Source organism: Frigoribacterium sp. AC394, assembly GCF_979258095.1.
The window spans coordinates 1,900,185-1,920,180 of record NZ_OZ409834.1; the positions used below are offsets into that span (position 1 = coordinate 1,900,185).

Genomic DNA, 19,996 nt, shown 5'->3' on the forward strand with positions numbered 1-19,996 from the left:
ACCGCATCGAGAGCCCGCCCAGCACCACGCTGGGCGGGCTCTCGTGGTCTCACCGCCACACCAGGCATAGTCTTGAGCGATTCACCCTCCGACCGTTAAGGACGCAGATGAGCGACAAGGGCACCAACCTCGATCCGTGGTACGACTCGTACGCCGACCGCACGGCCGGCCTGAGCGCCTCCGAGGTCCGAGCCCTGTTCGCCGTCGCCTCCCGCCCCGAGGTGGTCTCCCTGGCCGGCGGCATGCCCTACGTGTCGGCTCTGCCGCGTGAGCTCGTCACGGGCTCGATCGACCGCGTCATGTCGAAGGGCGGGGGAGCGATGGCGCTCCAGTACGGCTCGGGGCAAGGCACACCGGCGATCCGCGAGCACATCATGCAGATCATGGCGATGGAGGGGATCCGCGGCAGTGCCGACGACGTCGTCGTCACGACCGGCTCGCAGCAGGCGCTCGACCTGGTCACCCGCCTGTTCATCAACCCGGGCGACGTCGTCCTGGCCGAGTCGCCGAGCTACGTGGGCGCCCTGGGCGTCTTCAAGGCCTACCAGGCCGATGTGCAGCACGTCGCGATGGACGACGAGGGGCTGATCCCGGAGGCGCTGCGGGAGGCGATCACGGCCGTCACCTCGCGGGGCGGCACGATCAAGTTCCTGTACACCATCCCCAACTTCCACAACCCGGCCGGTGTCACGCTCTCGTGGGCCCGCCGACTCGAGATCCTCGAGATCTGCCGCAGCGCGGGCATCCTCGTGCTCGAAGACAACCCGTACGGGCTGCTGTCGTTCGACGAGCCGGCCCCGCAGGCCATGCGCTCGGTCGACGACGAGGGCGTCATCTACCTCGGCTCGTTCTCGAAGACGCTCGCACCCGGGTTCCGAGTCGGCTGGGCGCTGGCTCCGCACGCCATCCGCGAGAAGCTGATCCTCGCGAACGAGTCGGCCACCCTGTCGCCGAACTCGTTCGGTCAGTTCGTCATCACCGAGTACCTCGATCAGGCCGACTGGCGGGGGCAGATCGACATCTTCCGCGATCTCTACCGCGAGCGGCGTGATGCCATGCTGTCGGCCCTGGGGGAGTACCTGCCGTCGCTCAGCTGGACGCGGCCCGAGGGCGGCTTCTTCGTGTGGCTGTCGCTGCCCGACGAGCTCGACTCGAAGGCGATGCTGCCGCGGGCCGTCAAAGAGCTCGTCGCCTACACGCCCGGTACGGCGTTCTACGCCGACGGGGGAGGGCGGCAGAACATCCGTCTGTCGTTCTGCTACCCGACCTCCGAGATGATCAAGGTCGGCGTGGCCCGGCTGGCGACCGTCATCAACGGCGAGCTCGATCTGCTCAACACGTTCTCCGGGGCGCAGCTCGGCAAGCCCAGCCGCCAGCGCGAGGGCGTCACGATGCCGCCCCCGAACATCTCCTGATCAGGCCTTTACCCGCAACACCGCTCACTCTCCCGAAGGATCACCGGCCATGAACTCGAGCCCTCTGCGCAACGTCACCGTCCTCGCCGGCGGCATCTCGCACGAGCGAGACGTGTCTCTGCGATCAGGGAGGCGCGTGGTCGACAGTCTCACCTCCCACGGCATCACGGTCGAGCTCCGTGATCCCGATGCGGCCCTGCTGGGTCACCTGACCGACACGCGGCCCGACGTCGTGTGGCCGGTGCTGCACGGGGCCAGCGGTGAGGACGGCGCTCTCCGAGGCCTGCTCGAAGCGTTGGACATCCCGTTCGTCGGCAGCACCTCCGCCGCGGCGCGACTCGCGTGGGACAAGCCGACCGCCAAAGAACTCGCCCGTCGCGCAGGGGTTCTGACCCCTCGGGGGCTCACCCTGTCGCACGACGCTTTCCGCGAACTGGGCGCCGCCGGAGTCCTCGCAGCGATCGCCGACGAGCACCCGGTGCCCGTCGTGGTGAAGCCGGCCCGAGGAGGCTCGGCGCAGGGAGTCACGGTCGTCGAGTCCGCGGACGGCCTGCCCCGTGCGATGGTCGACGCCTACACGTACTGCGACGACGTGATCGTCGAGCAGAAGATCACCGGCACCGAGATCGCCGTCGGGGTCATCGACACCGGTGACGGTCCGACTGCGCTGCCGGCCGTGGAGATCGTGCCGCGGAGCGGCTTCTACGGTTTCGATGCGCGCTACAACGCGGGGGAGACGACCTTCTTCACGCCCGCTCGTCTCGACGATGACGCTGCAGCTGGAGCGGCTCGGGCGGCGGTCGCCGTCCACGAGGCACTGGGGCTGCGGCACCTGTCACGGGTCGACCTCATCGTCGATGCAGCGGGTGCCGCGTGGTTCCTCGAGGTGAATGTGCTGCCCGGGCTCACCGAGACCTCTCTCGTGCCTATGGCACTCGATGCCGCGGGCTTCGAGCTCGGCCTCGTCTATGCCGCGCTGGCGGAGAAGGCTGTGCGCGACCACCAGTAGGTCTGCGTTCGACTCTTCGCGTCTGCGTTTCACGTGAAACACGGCGAGAGTGCAGCACGCTCTGGCTTCAAAACGCCTTCGAGTGGCTCATCGCGCGGCTAAGGCAGGGGCGCCTGGGTTGTTTCACGTGAAACGTACCGACTCGACCGTCGCCACACAAGCCCACGCACCTGTTATCTGGCACTTGCCATTCGTGCGCACCGAACCCGGCACCTCGTACTTGCATGCTGCCCGCCTGCGCACCCGCGGACCCGGCACCTCCGACGTGGACATGTGCGCACCCGCGCACCTGCACACCCGCACACCCACACACCCACACACCCGCACACCCGCACACCCGCACACGCGACTATGCATAGAGGGGCCACCACCATCGATTCACGTACCTGCACAACCAATGACGACCTCGCCATGTCCTGACGCGGCTGGAAGTGAGATCGCCGTAGCCCTGCCCGCCGCAAGGCCGACCAGAAGCATCCCTCGACCATCGGACCACGATCGGCGACTACGACCTCCTGACCCAGCGGCGAAGTGCGGGTCACACCGGCGAAAGCGCTGCTCACAAGGGTGCACCAGCGCGTCGCCTTCCGGCGACGAGCACCACGACTTCGCATGCGAAGACACAAGCAGACCTTCGAGATCACCCTACTCACCCGTGCACGGTACGACCGCGACAACGAGCGGCGCCCGCTCCCGATCCCGCGCAGCGACCAGGGCCACCCACCGTGCCAGGCCGTTCGATCGGGTCTGTACGCAGCCGGTATCCGTCACAGCACTGCACTGCACTGCACTGCACTGCACTGCACTGCACCACAACGACGAAACGCCCCCTCGAGGAAGGGGCGTTTCACGTGAAACACGACCGTCGAGACGGCCAGTTCGAACTCAGACCACTGGCTCCTGGCCCAACTCGCCCAGAATGCGGTTCAGATCGTCGATCGTGGCGAAATCGATGGTGATCGACCCCTTACGAGCGCCCAGGTTGACCTTGACCCGGGTCTCGAGCCGGTCACCCAAGCCCTCGGCGATCTCGTCAAGGTGCGCCTGGTGTCGGCCGGCCGCTTTAGTGGTCTTCGCCTTCGACGGCGACCCTGCAGCGATCGCCTCGGCCTGTCGGACGGAGAGATCTTCGTTGACGATCTTCTCCGCCAGACGCTCCATCAGTACCGGGTCGCCCGTCGATAAGATCGCCCGTGCATGACCGGCCGACAGCACGCCCGCAGCCACCCGGCGCTGCACACTGGCCGGCAGCCTCAGAAGGCGCAGCGTGTTGGTGATCTGAGGTCGGCTTCTGCCGATGCGCGTCGCCAGCTCATCCTGGGTGATGCCGAAATCAGCGAGAAGTTGCTGATAGGCGGATGCTTCTTCCAGCGGGTTCAGCTCGGCTCGGTGCAGGTTCTCCAGCAGAGCATCACGCAGCATCGCGTCGTCAGCGGTGTCTTTGACGATCGCCGGGATCGTCGCGAGACCCAGTTCCTTCGTCGCACGGAGTCTGCGCTCGCCCATGACGAGCTCGTACTGCACAGGTGATGTCTTCTTGCCCTTGTTCGGCAGGGGCCGCACGACGATGGGCTGAAGCACGCCGACCTCGCGGATCGACGTCACGAGCTCAGCCAGCTCCTCGTCACGGAATTCCGTGCGCGGTTGCTTCGCGTTGGGCACCACGTCGAGGGGATTGAGGTTCGCCAACCGAGCCCCGGGAACCGCGACCAGGTCTTCTGCCGTCTGCTGGGCCGTGGGGAAGAACACATCGACAGGACGACCCTGGGTCTCGTCGTTCACGGGGATGAGGGCGCCGATACCGCGCCCGAGTCCGGTTCTCTTCGTAGCCACTACTGGGGTGCTCCTCGGTGTGCGAGTTCGGCGGCCGCCTCGAGGTACGAGATCGACCCGGGGGAGTTCTGGTCGTAGCTGATCACGGTCTGCCCGTAACCAGGGGCTTCGCTGATCCGCACCGAGCGGGGGATCAGCGTCTTGAGCGCCTCCTTGGGGAAGTGCTCGCGCACGTCGGCGACGACCTGCTGCGCCAGATTCGTGCGGCCGTCGTACATCGTCAGCAGGATGCTCGACACGGCCAGACGCGGGTTCAGGTGCTTCTCGATCAGCTGGATGTTGCGGAGCAGCTGGCTCAACCCCTCCAGCGCGTAGTACTCGCACTGGATCGGGATCAGGACTTCTCCTGCAGCGACGAAGGCGTTGATGGTGAGAAGACCCAATGACGGCGGGCAGTCGATGAACACGTAGTCGTAGCGCTGGCCCGCAGCCTCGGTCCGTTCGAGGTGTGCCTCCAGCGCCGTGCGGAGCCTCTGCTCACGGGCAACCAGAGAGACGAGTTCGATCTCGGCGCCGGCGAGGTGGATGGTCGCCGGGATGCAGAACAGCGTGTCGAACTCAGGGCTCTGCTGCACGACGTCGTCCATGTTGCCGTCGTTGACGATGACGTCGTAGACGCTCGGGGTGTCCGCCCGGTGGTCGACTCCAAGAGCAGTCGAGGCGTTGCCCTGGGGATCGAGGTCGATGACGAGCACTCGGGCGCCACTGCGAGCCAGGGCTGCGGCGAGGTTCACCGTCGTCGTCGTCTTGCCCACACCACCCTTCTGGTTCGACACGGTCAAGACCCGTGTCTCCGCCGGCGGGGGAAGCGGCGCACGCGACAATGCGGCCTTGCGCCGGTTCAGGTCGGCGAGCTCCCGAGCCAGGGGAGTGGTGCCGTCGTAATCAGTGGAGGAACTCACCGGATGGATTCTCCGAATCGCCATGTTTCACGTGGAACAACGTGGGTGCCGCCCGACGAACACAGTCGAACACCGAGGAGGCGCGGCGACAGGTCGAGCACTGGCTCAACTTTAGCTTGCAGTACCGACAAAGCACGGAGGCAACCGCCCGCGAACACATAGTACGCCAAAACCCCTGATCAAAAGCAGTTCAGACACGAAAGCGGGTGTCGTATGCGTCAAACGCTCCCTGAGCGCCACAGCCACCACGAGTCGCACCCCGACGCGACCGATCGCGCTCAGATCGGCTCCTGTGGAGCCGGATCGCGCCTCCTGAAGGTGGTCAGGCCAGGGTGGCGCGGAACACCCGCGTCGTCTCGGTCGGGTCGACCACGCCGACACCCAACTCGAGCACCTCGACGTCGACGAGGTGGTTCTTCACGATGACCTTGCGCGCCGCGTCGACCTCGGCGTCGACACGCGCGCCCTTCATCAGCAGCAGCTGGCCACCCGTCTTGACCAGGGGAGCGGTCAGCGGGATCAACTTCGACAGTGCGGACACGGCCCGGGCCGTCACCTGGTCGAGCCAGCCGTCGAGCTCGACCTCTTCGGCACGGGCCCGCACGACCTCGACGTTCGTCAGGCCCATGCGCTCGGCCTCGGCACGCAGCCAGTCCGTTCGACGCTCCATCGGCTCGATCAGCACGAGCGTCGCCCCGGGCCGGGCGGCCGCGAGCACCAGGCCGGGCAGACCCGCACCCGACCCCACGTCGCCCACGCGGCCGTCGACGAGGAGCGGCGCGACGAGACCGGAGTTGACGATGTGCCTCGTCCACAGCCGCGGCAGCTCGAGCGGGCCGATCAAGCCCAACTCTTCGCCGTACTGGGCCAGATCACGTGCGTACTGCCGCACCACGTCGATGCGGTCGCCGAAGATCTCGGCGGCGACGGCCGGTTCGGTCTCGAGGGTGCTCTGGTCGGCCATCGGTCGTTCGGCGTGCCGACTCAGGCGCGGGTGATGACGGTGTGGCGGTCGCGGCCTTCGCCCTCGGACTCCGAGGTGAAACCACGAGCGGCCACGATGTCGTGCACGAGCTTCCGCTCGTAGGACGACATGGGGGGCAGCGACGCCGCGGTGCCACCCTCTTCGAGCTTCTCCACCGCGCGGTCGACGAGGGCGCCGAGCTCCGCCTCGCGGATGGCGCGCGAGCCGCCGATGTCGAGGATAAGCCGCGAGAACTCGCCCGTCTTCGTCTGCACCGCGATGCGCGTCAGCTCCTGAAGGGCGTTCACCGTGTCGGGCTTCGACAGCACGCGGAGGTTGCCCTCGCCCGTCGAGTCCACCGAGATGTACGAGCGGCCGGCACGGACCTCGATGTCGATGTCGCCGTCGAAGTCGCAGATGTCGAGCAGCTCTTCGATGTAGTCGGCGGCGATCTCGCCCTCGTCGAGGTCGCCCGTCGAGGAGGAGCTGGTCGCGTTCTCGCCGGAGCCCTCGGCGGCACTCGGGTCGACCCGCGCCTCCTCGGGGGACTCGGTCTCGGAGGCGACGCCCTCGGCGTCGGTCGGCTGCGTGTTCGTCACGTCGTTGTGGTCCGTCTCGCTCGTCACTTCTTGTTGCCGTTCTGCTTCTTGGCGCGGTTCTTGCCCACCGGCTGAGTGCGCTGGGTGGTCTTCGGCACGGCCGGAGCCGACTCGATCTCGGTCACCGTGATCGCGGGCAGACCCTGGCCCTTGCGCTGCTGCTTGCGGGCGAGGCGCTCTTCGCGGGCGAGCGCGGCCTCGCTGCCGGGCGTGGGCATGTTGCGGATGACGATGAACTGCTGCGCCATCGTCCAGATGTTCGAGGTCAGCCAGTAGAACATGACGCCGAGGGGGAACGACAGACCCGAGAAGACGAAGACGAGGGGCAGCACGTAGAGGAGCATGCGCTGCTGCTTGAACATCGGGCTCGCCTTGGTCTCGGGCGACATGTTCTTGGAGACGATCTGCAGCTGGGTGATGAACTGCGACGCGGTCATGACGACGACCATGCCGGCGGCGATGAGACGCACCTCCCAGGTGGTGGCGCTGAGGAAGGTCTCTTTCAGCGGTGCGCCCCAGAGGGTCGCCTCACCGAACGACGTGGAGAGCGCCTGGTTCAGCAGGCCGACGCCGACACCTTCGCGCTGGGCGTTCTGCAGCACCGAGAAGAGGCTGAAGAAGATCGGCATCTGGATCAGCAGCGGCAGGCACGAGCTGAGGGGGTTGGTGCCGGTGTCCTTGTACAGCGCCATGGTCTCGCGCGACATGGCCTCGCGGCTGAACTGGTCGCGCTTGCCCTTGTACTTGTCTTGGATCTTCTTGAGCTTGGGCGCGATCTCCATCATGCGTCGCTGGCTCTTGATCTGCCGGACGAAGATCGGGATGAGCAGCGCGCGCACGACGAGCACCAGGCCGACGATCGACAGCACCCACGTTCCACCCCAGTCGAAGCCCATGCCCGCACTGGTCAGGAGTTCGTGGAAGCCGACGAGGATCGCCTCGACGACCCACTTGAGGGGCCAGAGGATGGTGTCGATGAAGCCCATGGTGTTCGGGTCAGCCCTTTCCGTGGCTCTGTACGAGGAGACCGTGCGGTGCGACGGGAGCGGAGGCTCGAGCCGCACGACGGGGGAGCACGAAGCCGGAGCCCGTGATCGAGAAGTTCTGGAACCGCGGTTCGGGGACGTCGTCGATGCCGCCCGCCGCCCAGGGATTGCACCGCGCGATGCGCCAGGCGCCGCGAGCGGAGCCGGCGACGACGCCGTACCGCTGGATCGCCTCGAGCGCATACCGCGAGCACGACGGGTGGTACCGGCAGACCTCGCCGTAGAGCGGGGAGATGACCGCCCGGTAGGCGCGGAGCACGACGATCGCGACGTTGCGTGGAAGCAACGACACGAACAGTACGAGTTCTCTCACGCTTTCACGACCTTGTCGACGACCCCTGAGATATCCCTCAGCAGGGTAGACCAGGAAACGTCGACACTGCCTGGCAAAGAGCGGATCACGATGTCGGTGCCCGGAGGCAGCGACGGCAGCAGCTCGTGGCAGACGTGCTTGAGGCGACGACGCACGGTGTTGCGGGCGACCGCATTGCCCACGGTCTTGGCCACGATGAACCCGAACCGGACGTCGCCGCCGTCGTCATGACGACGCACGTAGACGACCGAGTGCGCCGTGGCCGACTTGCGGCCACGGCGCACGGTGTTTCGGTAGTCGTCTGCGCGGACGATCCGGTTGGCTCTGGCCAACACCGGGTGCGACTACGCGGAGAGTTCGGTGCGACCCTTGCCACGACGGGCGGCGAGGATGGCGCGACCCGCACGGGTGCGCATGCGAGCACGGAAACCGTGCTTCTTGGCGCGTCGGCGGTTGTTCGGCTGGAACGTTCTCTTGCTCATGGTGTTTTCTCCAGTGATGCGGACCTGGCCTGCTGCCATGATCCGAGAAGTCTTGTACAGCCCAACTGGCTGAAATCAACTGATTAAAAGTACGCGGCATCGGCCCTGCGGTCAAACGGCAGCCTCGAACGAGTTTATCCACAGTGTTGAAAACTCCGATTGCAGAAGACATACTCATCCGAACTAGGGTGGGTACCTCCCGCTCCGGATCCGCGTAAACACGGGGAACGAGCACCACTCCCGGCTGAATCGGCCACCGCCGACCCGTGGACAAAGCTGTGCATAACTCGGTCCGCCGAGATGCCGTCGCCCCCGGGGCGCACGGCGTGCCCAGCACGCAGATCACCGGCAGAAAGAGAAATCCCCGTGGCGAACACCGTCGATCCGGTCCAGGACCTCTGGCGGTCCGTGCTCGCGAGTCTGACCACCGACGACCGCATCACCCCCCAGCTGCACGGCTTCATCAGCCTGGTCGAGCCGAAGGGCGTGCTGGGCGGCACCCTCTACCTCGAGGTGCCCAACGACCTCACCCGGGGCATGCTCGAACAGCGCATCCGGGGGCCGCTCCTCGAGTCGATCGCCGCGCTCGGCGACGACTCCGTCGCGAGCTTCGCCATCACGGTCAACCCCGACATCACGCCCGACACCCTCACCCAGCAGCCCGAGCAGACCGAGCCGGCCCACTACATCGAGGCCCCGTTCGTCCCCACCCCGGTCGAGTCGCCGACCACGGGCAAGCGCAACGACTCGCGGCTGAACCCGAAGTACAGCTTCGACAACTTCGTCATCGGGGCCTCGAACCGGTTCGCCCACGCCGCCGCGGTAGCCGTGGCCGAGGCGCCGGCCAAGGCCTACAACCCCCTCTTCATCTACGGGTCGTCCGGCCTCGGCAAGACGCACCTCCTCCATGCCATCGGCCACTACGCCGAGACGATGTACCCGGGCATCCGCGTCCGCTACGTCAGCAGCGAGGAGTTCACGAACGACTTCATCAACTCGATCGCGAACAACCGTTCGAACCTGTTCCAGCAGCGGTACCGCGAGATCGACATCCTCCTGATCGACGACATCCAGTTCCTGCAGGGGAAGGACAGCACCCAGGAGGCGTTCTTCCACACCTTCAACACGCTGCACGATCACGACAAGCAGCTGGTGATCACGAGCGACCTGCCGCCGAAGCATCTGACCGGCTTCGAGGACCGCATGCGCTCGCGCTTCGAGTGGGGTCTCATCACCGACGTGCAGGCGCCCGACCTCGAGACCCGCATCGCGATCCTCCGCAAGAAGGCGCAGAGCGAGAAGCTGCAGATCCGCGACGAGGTGCTCGAGTTCATCGCCACGAAGGTGTCGAGCAACATCCGCGAGCTCGAGGGCACGCTCATCCGGGTCACGGCGTTCGCGAGCCTGAACCGGACGGCCGTCGACCTGGCGCTGGTGCAGACCGTGCTGAAGGACCTCATCACGCTCGATGAGGACAACATCATCGCGCCGGTCGACATCATCAACCACACCGCCGACTACTTCAAGCTCTCGGTCGACGACCTCTACGGCTCGTCGCGGTCGCAGGCGATCGCGACCGCGAGGCAGATCGCGATGTACCTGTGCCGCGAGCTGACCAGCCTGTCGCTGCCGAAGATCGGTCAGCTGTTCGGCAACCGCGACCACACGACGGTGATGTACGCGAACAAGAAGATCAGCGAGCTGATGAAGGAGCGCCGGTCGATCTACAACCAGGTCACCGAGCTCACCAGCCGCATCAAACAGGACACCCGCTACAAATAAGGGCCCGGTCGAGGGGCGAGATCGTCACCTCCCGGCAGCACCGTCCGAACGGGCGTCGACCATCGGTCGGCGCCCGTTCGTCGTCTCGTCGACCTGCAGGAGGCGCGCAGCAGCACCCCAGGAGACCGGACGATCCCACAGTGTGGATAACCTGTGGAAAGTGGTGGATAACTTGGGGGCCGGTTGTTCACGGATGACATGACCCTGTGGGAACAGCCCTCGACCCCACCAGCGGTCGTCCCGGAGTTTGTGATTCCGGTCCACACCGAGTGCACAAGTCACACGGTTGTAGTTCCCTGTCGCCGCGGGGTTCTTAACAGGTTATCCACACTGTGCACAACGGTTAAGACTGTTAATCCTCCTTACAAGAAATCATTGGAGAGACAACCTTGTGGACGGATCGAGGGCCCTCGAGGCCACGGGTCCGGGGCGCCGATTGCTGTGCCAGTATTAACCGGCCATCCACGAGCAGGTAGTCGATAGGGGTCCCCCGCGTGAAGTTCCAGGTCAACCGTGACGTCTTCAGCGATGCCGTCTCCTTCGCGGTGAAGCTCCTTCCGCAGCGCACCACGCTCCCGATCCTGAGCGGGGTGCTGATCGAAGCCGACTCCGACGGCCTCACGCTGTCGTCGTTCGACTACGAGGTCTCGGCCCAGACGCAGATCCCCGCCGAGGTCGACGAACCCGGCACGATCCTCGTCTCCGGGCGTCTGCTGGCGGACATCGCGAGTCGTCTGCCGAACGCTCCCGTCACGTTCTCCACGGAGGAGAACCGCATCGCGGTCAGCTGCGGGTCCGCCAACTTCTCGTTGCTGAGCATGCCCGTCGAGGAGTACCCGACGCTGCCGACGGTGGGCGAGCAGTCCGGTGTCGTACCCGGAGACCGCTTCGCACTGGCCGTCTCGCAGGTCGCCGTCGCCGCGTCCCGCGACGATGTCACACCGGTCATCACGGGCGTCCAGCTCGAGGTCACCGAGAACGCGCTCTCGCTCGTGGCCACCGACCGCTACCGGGTAGCCGTCCGAGGCATCGACTTCGACCCGGGCACCGCCGCCAGCGCCGAGACCACCACCGCGCTCGTCCCGGCCCGCACCCTGCAGGAGGTCGGCAAGACCTTCGGCAACGCGACCACCGTGTCCGTGTCGATCACCGGCAGCGACGACCGCGAGCTCATCGCGTTCCAGGCCGGCAACAAGACCGTCACCTCGCTGCTGATCAAGGGCAACTTCCCCCCGGTCAAGCGGCTCTTCCCCGAGACCGTCGAGAACTACGCCGTGATCAACACGGCCGAGCTCGTCGAGTCCATCCGCCGCGTCTCGCTCGTGCTCGAGCGCGAGGCGGCCCTCAGGTTCACGTTCACCATCGACGGCCTCACCCTCGAGGCCATCGGTAGCGAGCAGGCGCAGGCGTCAGAGTCGATCGATGCGTTGTTGACGGGAGAGGACACCGTGGTCTCGTTGAAGCCGCAGTTCCTCCTCGACGGTCTCGGAGCAGTCCACTCCGAGTTCGTCCGCATCTCCTTCACGAAGACGGAGAACCCGAACAAGCCCGGTCCGGTGCTGATCACCAGTCAGTCCTCCAAAGACCAGGCAGGCGCTGACAGCTACAAGTACCTGCTGCAGCCCAACCTCCTCCTGCGCTAGACGCGCCCCTCAGAGCAGGCGCCCACCCGCGCCTCCCACGAACAAAGGAAACCTATGCACATCGGCCTCGTCGGTCTCGGCAAAATGGGCAACAACATGCGTGCCCGCCTCCGCGACAAGGGCATCGAGGTGACCGGTTACGACGCCAACCCCGCCGTCTCCGACGTCGCCACGCTCTCCGATCTCGCCGCCGGGCTCCCCAGCCCCCGCATCGTCTGGGTGATGGTCCCCGCGGGCGACATCACCGCCGCCGTCATCGAAGACCTCTCGAAGGAGCTCTCCGAGGGCGACCTGGTCATCGACGGCGGCAACAGCAAGTTCACCAGCGACTTCGCGAACGAGAAGCTGCTCGGCGCCAAGGGCATCAAGTACATCGACGCCGGCGTCTCGGGCGGCGTCTGGGGCAAGGACAACGGGTACGGCCTCATGGTCGGCGGTTCCACCGAGAACGTCGCCATCGCGCAGCCGATCTTCGACGCGCTCCGCCCCGAGGGCCCCCGCGAAGAGGGCTTCGTGCACGCCGGCGACACCGGCGCGGGTCACTACGCGAAGATGGTCCACAACGGCATCGAGTACGCGATCATGCAGGCCTACGGCGAGGGCTACGAGCTCCTCGAGGCCCGCTCCGACCTGATCAAGAACGTGCCCGGCACCTTCAAGGCCTGGCAGCGCGGCACCGTCGTGCGCTCCTGGCTGCTCGAGCTCATGGTCCTCGCCCTCGAGGCCGACCCGAAGCTCGCCGAGATCTCGGGCTACGTCGAGGACAGCGGCGAGGGCCGCTGGACTCTCGAAGAGGCGATCAACCACGCCGTGCCGATGCCGACGATCAGCGCGTCGATCTTCGCGCGCTTCGTCTCGCGTCAGGGCGAGGGTTCGCCGACCATGAAGGCCGTCGCCGCGTTGCGCAACCAGTTCGGTGGCCACGCGGTCAAGAAGGCCTAGCGCCTCTCCGGCCCGCGTGCGAGTACTGCATCTCAGCCTCACCGACTTCCGCAACTACACCACTGCAGAAGTCGGCCTCGCGCGCGGGCCGAACCTCTTCGTCGGCAGCAACGGCCAGGGCAAGACGAACCTGGTCGAGTCGCTCGGCTACCTGTCGAGTCTCGGCTCGCACCGAGTCTCGAGCGACGCCGCCCTGATCAGACAGGGCGCCGACTCCGCGATCGTCCGGGCCCGGCTCGAGGCCGACGGTCGCGAGCTGCTCGCGGAGGTGCAGATCAACCGGTCGTCGGCGAACCGGGCGCAGATCAACCGCGGCGCGATCAAGCCCCGCGAGCTGCCGCGCTACTTCACCAGCGTGCTGTTCGCCCCCGAAGACCTCGCGCTCGTCCGGGGCGAGCCGTCGGGTCGCCGCCGGTTCCTCGACGAGCTGCTCGTGGCCCGATCACCTCGCTTCGCCGGCGTCCAGACCGACTACGAGCGGGTGCTGAAGCAGCGGAACACCCTGCTCAAGTCGGCCAGGGCCAGCGGTGTCAAGGCCGGTCAGCTCGGCACCCTCGACATCTGGGACGAACGTCTCGTCGCCCTCGGCAGCGAGCTCATCATCGCGCGCGATCGACTGGCCGCCGATCTGGCCCCCGAGGTCGCCCGCGCCTACGCCGCCGTGGCCGGCGAAGACCACCGGGCACGGCTCGCCACCGTGCTGAGCATCCGGGGATCCGTCCCCGACGACGAGACCGCGGCGGCCGCCGAAGTCCCCGACGAGGCGATCCCGGCCGAGTCCGTCGCCGAAGTCTTCCGTGAGGCGCTCGCCCGCGTGCGCCCGTCCGAGCTCGATCGCGGTCTCACTCTGGTCGGACCGCACCGCGACGACCTCTTCCTCTCGTTGAACGGCCTCCCGGCACGGGGTTACGCCAGCCACGGCGAATCCTGGTCGTTCGCCCTCGCCCTCAAGCTCGCGTCGGCTGCCGTCGTCCGTTCCGAGTCGGCCACCGGCGACCCCGTCATCGTGCTCGACGACGTGTTCGCCGAGCTCGACGGATCCCGTCGCGAGCGTCTGGCCGACGAGGTCGCCGGCTACGAGCAGGTGCTCATCACCGCCGCGGTCGAGGGCGACGTGCCGCAACGACTGAAGGCGCACACCGTGCGCATCGCGGCCGGCACCATCGTCGACGAGGCGACGCCGTGACCGACGCGCCCGATCCGTCGGAGAGCGGCGCCGCGCCTCCTCAGGTCCCCGGTCCGCAGCTGCCGCCGGTGGAGCCGCCGCCCGCCGACGAGGCGCAGCGGGTGTATCTGCGGTTCCGTCGGGTCTTCGGCGACCCCACCAGCCGGTCGCGCGACGGTCGCCGACGCAAGGCCATCAAGCTCGGGTCGCCGAGTCAGCCCTTCGGCACCGGTCGCGAGCCACGGGGCATCGCCGACGTGCTCGCCAGCGTCACGACCGAGATGGGCTGGAACTCCCCGCTCGCGCAGTCCGAGCTGATGGAGGCGTGGCCCGCGCTGGTGGGTGACGAGCTTCTCCGGTCACTCGCATCCGGTGTCGATCGACGACGGCACGCTCACGGTGCAGTGCGATTCGACGGCCTGGGCGACGCAGCTCCGTCTGATGCGCGGACAGGTCACCACGACCATCGTCCAGAGGTACCCCGAGGCGGGCATCCAGTCGGTGCGATTCTTGGCACCCAACGCCCCGACCTGGAAACGCGGTCCCAGATCGGTTCCAGGGCGTGGTCCTCGCGATACCTACGGGTGACGAGGGTGAATCGTCCAAGGCGGTGGAGAAAATCCCTCTGAGGGCGGATTTCGCCCCGTCTCGGACGGGCCTGCGGTAGACTCGGAAGGTCGTCCGCCGGCCTCTCCAGGGGTTCGGAGAACGGGCGTTCCACCCTCGTCCCATCCGGCAGGAGCCTCCCCGCACATGTCACCTGACACCACCGACGCCCAACCCGACCACTCTTACGGCGCCGGCGACATCCAGGTGCTCGAAGGGCTCGAGGCCGTCCGAAAGCGACCGGGCATGTACATCGGCTCGACAGGGCCCCGGGGTCTGCACCACCTCGTGTACGAGATCGTCGACAACTCGGTCGACGAGGCCCTCGCGGGGCACTGCGACCACATCGAGATCACGATGCGCGAAGACGGCGGCGTCCGCGTCGTCGACAACGGCCGCGGCATCCCGGTCGACATCCACCCGGTGGAGGGGCGGTCGACGGTCGAGGTCGTCCTCACCGTGCTGCACGCCGGCGGCAAGTTCGGCGGTGGCGGGTACGCCGTCTCGGGTGGTCTGCACGGCGTCGGCAGCTCCGTCGTCAACGCGCTCTCGAGCGAGCTCGACGTCGAGGTCCGCCGCCAGGGAAACGTGTACCGGCAGAGCTTCACCGACGGTGTTCCCGTCGCGCCGCTCGCCAAGGGCGAGGTCGACGAGACCACCGGCACCACGATCACCTTCTGGCCCAACGCCGAGATCTTCGAGAGCATCGAGTTCGACTACGAGACGCTCCGCACCCGATTCCAGCAGATGGCCTTCCTGAACAAGGGCCTCCGCATCGAGCTCAGCGACGAGCGCGTCCAAGAAGACGACGCCGAGCCGAGGCACGACGTCTTCCACTACGAGAAGGGCCTCGTCGACTACGTCGAGTACCTCAACTCGGTGAAGAAGGTCGAGACCGTCCACGACGACATCATCGCCTTCGAGCAGGAGGACACCGAGAAGAAGATCTCGCTCGAGGTCGCCATGCAGTGGAACACCTCGTACCAGGAGAGCGTCCACACCTACGCGAACACGATCAACACGCACGAGGGCGGCACCCACGAAGAGGGATTCCGTGCGGCGCTCACCACGCTGGTCAACCGCTACGCGAAAGACCCGAAGAACAAGCTGCTGAAGGAGAAGGACGACAACCTCACGGGCGACGACGTCCGCGAGGGCCTGACCGCCGTCATCTCCATCAAGCTGGGCGAACCGCAGTTCGAGGGTCAGACGAAGACGAAGCTCGGCAACACCGAGGCGAAGTCGTTCGTGCAGAAGGTCGCGTTCGACCAGATCACCGACTGGTTCGACCGCAACCCGCGTCAGGCCGCCGAGATCGTCCGCAAGGGGATCCTCGCATCGCAGGCCCGCATGGCCGCCCGCAAGGCGAGAGAGCAGACCCGACGCAAGGGCGTGCTCGAGTCGAACGGCATGCCCGGCAAGCTGAAGGACTGCCAGAGCAAAGACCCGTCGCTCAGCGAGATCTTCATCGTCGAGGGCGACTCGGCCGGCGGCTCGGCCGTGCAGGGGCGCAACCCCGAGACCCAGGCGATCCTGCCCCTCCGCGGCAAGATCCTCAACGTCGAGAAGGCCCGTCTCGACCGCGCGCTCGGCAACAACGAGGTCCAGGCGATGATCAAGGCCTTCGGCGCCGACATCGGCGAGGACTTCGACCCCGACAAGGCCAGGTACCACAAGATCGTGCTGATGGCCGACGCCGACGTCGACGGCCAGCACATCACGACGCTGCTGCTGACCCTGCTGTTCCGCTACATGCGTCCGCTGATCGACCTCGGCTACGTCTACCTCGCACAGCCGCCGCTCTACAAGCTCAAGTGGAGCAACGCGCCGCACGAGTACGTCTACAGCGACGCCGAGCGCGACGCCGTGCTGGTGTCGGGTCGCGCGGCCGGCAAGCGGATCCCCAAGGAGAACGCGATCCAGCGCTACAAGGGCCTCGGCGAGATGGATTACAAAGAGCTGTGGGAGACCACGATGGACCCGGAGACCCGCACGCTCCTGCAGGTGACCCTCGAGGACGCCGCGGCCGCCGACACGATCTTCGACACCCTGATGGGCGAGAACGTCGAGTCGCGACGCAACTTCATCCAGCAGAACGCGAAAGACGTGCGCTTCCTCGACATCTGACACGCGCCTCCGGTGATCCGGAGGACATCCGCGCCCCGCGGAGCAGATCGGGGCCGACGACGACAAACGGAGAATCATGGCCGACGAGCCGACAGACACCCCCGAGGGCACCGACCCCGAGGTCACGCCCACCTTCGCGGCGGCGCTGAAGCGCGACAGCATCGAGCAGGTCGACCTCCAGCTCGAGATGCAGCGCTCGTACCTCGACTACGCGATGAGCGTCATCGTCGGGCGCGCGCTGCCCGAGGTCCGAGACGGCCTGAAGCCCGTGCACCGCCGGGTCATCTACGCGATGTACGACGGCGGATACCGCCCCGACCGCGCGTTCTCGAAGTGCTCGCGCGTCGTCGGCGACGTCATGGGTCAGTTCCACCCGCACGGCGACACGGCGATCTACGACGCGCTGGTGCGTCTGGTCCAGCCGTGGAGCCTGCGCTACCCGCTCGCGCTCGGCCAGGGCAACTTCGGCTCGCCCGGCAACGACGGCGCCGCGGCCCCGCGGTACACCGAGACCAAGATGGCGCCCCTCGCGCTCGAGATGGTCCGCGACATCGACGAAGACACCGTCGACTTCCAAGACAACTACGACGGCCGCACGCAGGAGCCGGCCATCCTGCCCAGCCGGTTCCCGAACCTGCTCGTCAACGGCTCGGTCGGCATCGCGGTCGGCATGGCCACGAACATCCCGCCGCACAACCTGCGCGAGGTCGCGTCGGGTGCGCAGTGGTACCTCGAGAACCCCGAGGCGTCCCGCGAAGAGCTGCTCGAGGCGCTCATGCAGCGCATCAAGGGGCCCGACTTCCCGACGGGCGCGCAGATCCTCGGCGTCAAGGGCATCCAAGACGCCTACCGCACGGGTCGCGGCTCCATCACGATGCGCGCCGTCGTCAACGTCGAAGAGATCCAGGGTCGCACCTGCCTCGTCGTCACCGAGCTGCCGTACCAGGTCAACCCCGACAACCTGGCGATCAAGATCGCCGAGCTCGTCAAAGACGGTCGCGTCGGCGGCATCGCCGACATCCGCGACGAGACCTCCGGTCGCACCGGTCAGCGACTCGTCATCGTGCTCAAGCGCGACGCGGTCGCGAAGGTCGTGCTGAACAACCTCTACAAGCACACGTCGCTGCAAGAGAACTTCGGCGCGAACATGCTCGCGATCGTCGACGGAATCCCGCGCACGCTCGCGCTCGACGGCTTCATCTCGGCCTGGGTCGATCACCAGATCGACGTCATCCAGCGGCGCACCCGCTTCCGTCTGAAGAAGGCCGAAGCCGACGTGCACATCCTGCGCGGCTACCTCAAGGCGCTCGACGCCCTCGACGAGGTCATCGCGTTGATCCGCCGGTCGCCCACCGTCGAGGAGGCGCGGGTCGGCCTGATGGACCTCCTGACGGTCGACGAGATCCAGGCCTCGGCCATCCTCAACCTCCAGCTGCGCCGTCTGGCCGCGCTCGAGCGACAGAAGATCCAGGAGGACGCCGACAAGCTCGAGCGCGAGATCGCCGACTACAAGGACATCCTCGCGAAGCCCGAGCGCCAGCGCACGATCGTCAGCGACGAGCTGGCTGAGATCACCGAGAAGTTCGGCGACGACCGGCGCACCGAGATCATGTTCGGCTTCGACGGCGACATGAGCGTCGAGGACCTCATCCCCGAAGAGGAGATGGTCGTCACCATCACGCGCGGCGGCTACGTGAAGCGCACGCGCAGCGACAACTACCGCAGCCAGCACCGCGGCGGCAAGGGCGTGCGGGGTGCGCAGCTGCGCGCCGACGACGTCGTCGACCACTTCTTCGTCACCACCACGCACCACTGGCTGCTGTTCCTCACGAACAAGGGTCGCGTCTACCGCGCCAAGACCTACGAGCTCCAGGAGGCCGGGCGCGACGCGAAGGGCCAGCACGTCGCGAACCTGCTCGCGATGCTGCCCGACGAGCAGATCTCGCAGGTGCTCGACATCCGCGACTACGAGGTGGCCCAGTACCTGGTGCTCGCCACCCGCGACGGTCTGATCAAGAAGACCGCGCTCACCGAGTACGACACGAACCGCACCGGCGGCATCATCGCGATCAACCTGCGCGACGACGACGAGCTCGTCTCCGCCCTCCTGGTCGACGAGCACGACGATCTGCTGCTCGTCTCGCGCCACGGGATGTCGCTCCGCTTCACGGCGACGAACGACTCGCTGCGTCCGATGGGTCGGTCGACGTCGGGTGTGAAGGGCATGACCTTCCGTGAGGGCGACACGCTGCTGTCGGCGTCGGTCTCGGACGACGAGGGCTACGTGTTCGTCGTGACCGAGGGCGGCTACGCCAAGCGCACCGCCGCCGACCAGTACCGGGTGCAGAACCGAGGTGGTCTCGGCATCAAGGTCGCCAAGCTGGCGGAGGCGCGGGGCGACCTCGCCGGCGCACTCATCGTCGGCGAGGACGACGAGGTGCTCGTGGTGCTGTCGAGCGGCAAGGTGGTACGGTCTGCCGTGGCCGAAGTGCCTGCCAAGGGCCGCGACACCATGGGTGTCGTGTTCGCACGGTTCGCCGCAGATGATCGGATCATCGCCGTGGCGCGCAACACCGAGCGCAACCTCGTGGCACAGTCCGACGAGGCTGTCATCGATGCCGTCGGGGACAACGAGGCCGTACCGGCCGTCAGTCCCGGAGACGTGATCGACGCCGTCGACACCGACGCCACGACGACCGATGTGCCGAACGACGGCACCACCGGAGAGGAACCGATCAATGAGTAGTGTCGCCGAGCGACTCCAGCGCAAAGCCAAGCGACCTGCGGGCACCAAGCAGGTCAGGCTGAAGCTGGTCTACATCGACTTCTGGTCGGTCGTGAAGCTCTCGTTCCTGATCGCGGTCGCCCTGGGCATCATCACCGTCGTCGCGACGTTCCTGATCTGGTTGATCCTCAACCAGACCGGCATCTTCAACGACCTGGACCAGCTGCTGCGCGACATCCTCGGCGACCAGGACTTCTCGATCCAGGAGTCCTTCAGCATCGGCCAGGTCATGCTCTTCGCGATCGTCGTCGCCATCCTGAACGTCGTGATCGGCACCGTGATCGGCGCCATCGTGGCGGTGCTGTACAACCTCAGTGTGCGCGTGACCGGCGGTCTCCTCGTCGGTTTCACCAACAACTGATCCGTTCCACCGAATCGTCGAC

The 19,996-nt window shown here is 66.8% G+C and carries 18 protein-coding genes; 10 read left to right on the top strand and 8 right to left on the bottom strand.

The genetic code is table 11. The annotated features are described in order from the left end of the window. Positions 1 to 107 precede the first annotated feature (107 nt). Entirely contained in the window at positions 108 to 1,415 is a 1,308-nt protein-coding gene (locus ACZZY9_RS08750; protein WP_192061218.1) for an aminotransferase-like domain-containing protein, read from the top strand. 49 nt (positions 1,416 to 1,464) lie between these two features. Further along, positions 1,465 to 2,424, top strand: a complete 960-nt coding sequence (locus ACZZY9_RS08755; RefSeq protein WP_463463807.1) for a D-alanine--D-alanine ligase family protein — start codon at positions 1,465 to 1,467, stop codon at positions 2,422 to 2,424. An 885-nt stretch (positions 2,425 to 3,309) separates the two neighbouring features. Here the strand turns inward: ACZZY9_RS08755 and ACZZY9_RS08760 are convergent. The 8 genes from ACZZY9_RS08760 to rpmH all read right to left on the bottom strand — a co-directional run bounded on the left by ACZZY9_RS08760 (position 3,310) and on the right by rpmH (position 8,563). After that, positions 3,310 to 4,257, bottom strand: a complete 948-nt coding sequence (locus ACZZY9_RS08760; RefSeq protein ID WP_463463808.1) for a ParB/RepB/Spo0J family partition protein — start codon at positions 4,255 to 4,257, stop codon at positions 3,310 to 3,312. Beyond that, a complete protein-coding gene (locus tag ACZZY9_RS08765; protein WP_308196159.1) occupies positions 4,257 to 5,159 on the bottom strand; it encodes a ParA family protein in 903 nt (300 codons plus the stop codon). The genes ACZZY9_RS08760 and ACZZY9_RS08765 overlap by 1 nt, the downstream gene beginning before the upstream one ends. 322 nt (positions 5,160 to 5,481) lie before the next feature. Continuing rightward, positions 5,482 to 6,123, bottom strand: coding sequence for a 16S rRNA (guanine(527)-N(7))-methyltransferase RsmG (gene rsmG, locus ACZZY9_RS08770; protein ID WP_463463809.1), 642 nt, complete (start codon positions 6,121 to 6,123; stop codon positions 5,482 to 5,484). Between the two features lie 20 nt (positions 6,124 to 6,143). Further along, on the bottom strand, positions 6,144 to 6,749 hold the full coding sequence (locus tag ACZZY9_RS08775; RefSeq protein WP_463463810.1) for a Jag family protein: 606 nt from the start codon (positions 6,747 to 6,749) through the stop codon (positions 6,144 to 6,146). After that, positions 6,746 to 7,708, bottom strand: coding sequence for a membrane protein insertase YidC (gene yidC / locus ACZZY9_RS08780; protein WP_192061212.1), 963 nt, complete (start codon positions 7,706 to 7,708; stop codon positions 6,746 to 6,748). Before yidC ends, ACZZY9_RS08775 begins: the two co-directional genes overlap by 4 nt. Positions 7,709 to 7,718: 10 nt before the next feature. Further along, the gene (gene yidD, locus ACZZY9_RS08785; protein WP_192061211.1) at positions 7,719 to 8,081 is read right to left on the bottom strand and encodes a membrane protein insertion efficiency factor YidD; all 363 of its coding nucleotides are present in this window, start codon (positions 8,079 to 8,081) and stop codon (positions 7,719 to 7,721) included. Next, a complete protein-coding gene (rnpA, locus tag ACZZY9_RS08790) occupies positions 8,078 to 8,416 on the bottom strand; it encodes a ribonuclease P protein component (RefSeq protein WP_192061210.1) in 339 nt (112 codons plus the stop codon). The genes yidD and rnpA overlap by 4 nt, the downstream gene beginning before the upstream one ends. 9 nt (positions 8,417 to 8,425) lie before the next feature. Next, complete coding sequence (gene rpmH, locus ACZZY9_RS08795; protein WP_043595303.1) at positions 8,426 to 8,563, bottom strand: 50S ribosomal protein L34; 138 nt, start codon at positions 8,561 to 8,563, stop codon at positions 8,426 to 8,428. Positions 8,564 to 8,929: 366 nt separating this feature from the next. Between rpmH and dnaA the strand changes: the two genes are divergently transcribed. The 8 genes from dnaA (at position 8,930) to ACZZY9_RS08835 (ending at position 19,974) form a co-directional block, all read left to right on the top strand. After that, on the top strand, positions 8,930 to 10,345 hold the full coding sequence (gene dnaA / locus ACZZY9_RS08800; protein ID WP_055799026.1) for a chromosomal replication initiator protein DnaA: 1,416 nt from the start codon (positions 8,930 to 8,932) through the stop codon (positions 10,343 to 10,345). Between the two features lie 494 nt (positions 10,346 to 10,839). Continuing rightward, positions 10,840 to 11,988, top strand: a complete 1,149-nt coding sequence (dnaN, locus tag ACZZY9_RS08805; protein WP_463463811.1) for a DNA polymerase III subunit beta — start codon at positions 10,840 to 10,842, stop codon at positions 11,986 to 11,988. A gap of 54 nt (positions 11,989 to 12,042) precedes the next feature. Further along, positions 12,043 to 12,930 carry a phosphogluconate dehydrogenase (NAD(+)-dependent, decarboxylating) gene (gene gnd, locus ACZZY9_RS08810; protein WP_192061208.1) on the top strand — a complete coding sequence of 296 codons (888 nt, stop codon included), beginning with the start codon at positions 12,043 to 12,045 and terminating at the stop codon, positions 12,928 to 12,930. 16 nt (positions 12,931 to 12,946) lie between these two features. Continuing rightward, entirely contained in the window at positions 12,947 to 14,116 is a 1,170-nt protein-coding gene (recF, locus tag ACZZY9_RS08815; RefSeq protein ID WP_463463812.1) for a DNA replication/repair protein RecF, read from the top strand. A gap of 378 nt (positions 14,117 to 14,494) precedes the next feature. Further along, positions 14,495 to 14,683, top strand: a complete 189-nt coding sequence (locus ACZZY9_RS08820; RefSeq protein ID WP_463464660.1) for a DciA family protein — start codon at positions 14,495 to 14,497, stop codon at positions 14,681 to 14,683. 165 nt (positions 14,684 to 14,848) lie between these two features. Next, on the top strand, positions 14,849 to 16,828 hold the full coding sequence (gene gyrB / locus ACZZY9_RS08825; RefSeq protein WP_463463813.1) for a DNA topoisomerase (ATP-hydrolyzing) subunit B: 1,980 nt from the start codon (positions 14,849 to 14,851) through the stop codon (positions 16,826 to 16,828). A gap of 76 nt (positions 16,829 to 16,904) precedes the next feature. Further along, on the top strand, positions 16,905 to 19,574 hold the full coding sequence (gene gyrA, locus ACZZY9_RS08830) for a DNA gyrase subunit A (RefSeq protein WP_192061205.1): 2,670 nt from the start codon (positions 16,905 to 16,907) through the stop codon (positions 19,572 to 19,574). After that, positions 19,567 to 19,974 (top strand): DUF3566 domain-containing protein, encoded by a 408-nt coding sequence (locus ACZZY9_RS08835; RefSeq protein ID WP_243213711.1) that lies wholly within the window; start codon positions 19,567 to 19,569, stop codon positions 19,972 to 19,974. The genes gyrA and ACZZY9_RS08835 overlap by 8 nt, the downstream gene beginning before the upstream one ends. Positions 19,975 to 19,996 lie beyond the last annotated feature (22 nt).